Origin of the sequence: Neobacillus drentensis, assembly GCF_036966985.1 — a bacterium.
In the GTDB taxonomy this organism is placed as follows: Bacteria; Bacillota; Bacilli; order Bacillales; family Cytobacillaceae; genus Neobacillus; species Neobacillus drentensis_E.
In genome coordinates this window covers 1-968 of sequence record NZ_JBALSN010000067.1, presented here as the reverse complement: position 1 = coordinate 968, position 968 = coordinate 1, and the positions used below count along the sequence as shown (strand labels likewise).

General features: G+C 41.7%; 1 protein-coding gene. It reads right to left on the bottom strand.

Annotated features, from left to right (window positions below; translation table 11 throughout):
• Positions 1-968: DEAD/DEAH box helicase (locus tag V7659_RS04935; protein WP_335538516.1), on the bottom strand; the 968-nt coding region annotated here is incomplete at both ends.

Here is a 968-nt window from a genome sequence, read left to right as displayed (position 1 = left end):
GTGCATCAGGCACAAGCATCGATATTTCTTCCGCTTTTCGTTCAATATCTTCCACCCTGTTATATAAATAATATACTTGTCCGTCTCGGGCTAGTTCCCTTTCAATCGCTTCACGCACCAGAGATCCATTATATTCCATTACATACGTTTGGACAGGGAATCGGTTTTCAGGCGGCGTTTCAATGACTGATAGATCTCTGACACCCAGCATAGACATATGCAGGGTTCGAGGGATTGGCGTTGCCGTCAAAGTTAAGACATCGACATTTGTTTTTAGTTTCTTAATCTTTTCCTTATGGGTAACTCCAAAACGCTGTTCTTCATCAATAATCAACAGGCCTAAATCACGGTAAACAATATCTTTTGACAGCAAGCGGTGTGTTCCTACAACAATATCAATGGTCCCTGCTTTTAATCCTTTAATTGTTTCTGTTTGTTGTTTTTTCGAACGGAAGCGGTTTAACAGGCCAATATTAATCGGATAATCCTGAAACCTTTCTCTTAATGTTTCATGATGTTGCTGGGCCAGAATGGTAGTTGGAACTAGAAAAGCTACTTGCTTGCCGTCAGCGATAGCCTTGAAGGCAGCCCGAATTGCTACCTCTGTTTTTCCATAGCCAACATCCCCGCAAAGAAGACGATCCATCGGACGCGGTCTTTCCATGTCTTTTTTAATCTCATGAATGGAGCGCAATTGATCATCTGTTTCTTGGTAAGCAAATGATGTTTCAAAGTCTTTTTGCAAATCTCCATCAGGTGAATAAGCATAGCCAACCGCTGCTTCCCGTTCTGCATATAATTTAATTAAATCGTCGGCAATATCTTGAACAGAAGATTGAACCTTCTTCTTGACCTTTTTCCAATCAGTTCCGCCCAGCTTATAGATCTTTGGCTCTTTACCTTCCGAACCAACATACTTCATGACCAGGTCAATCTGTTCGACAGGGACGTACAGTTTGTCTGTTCCT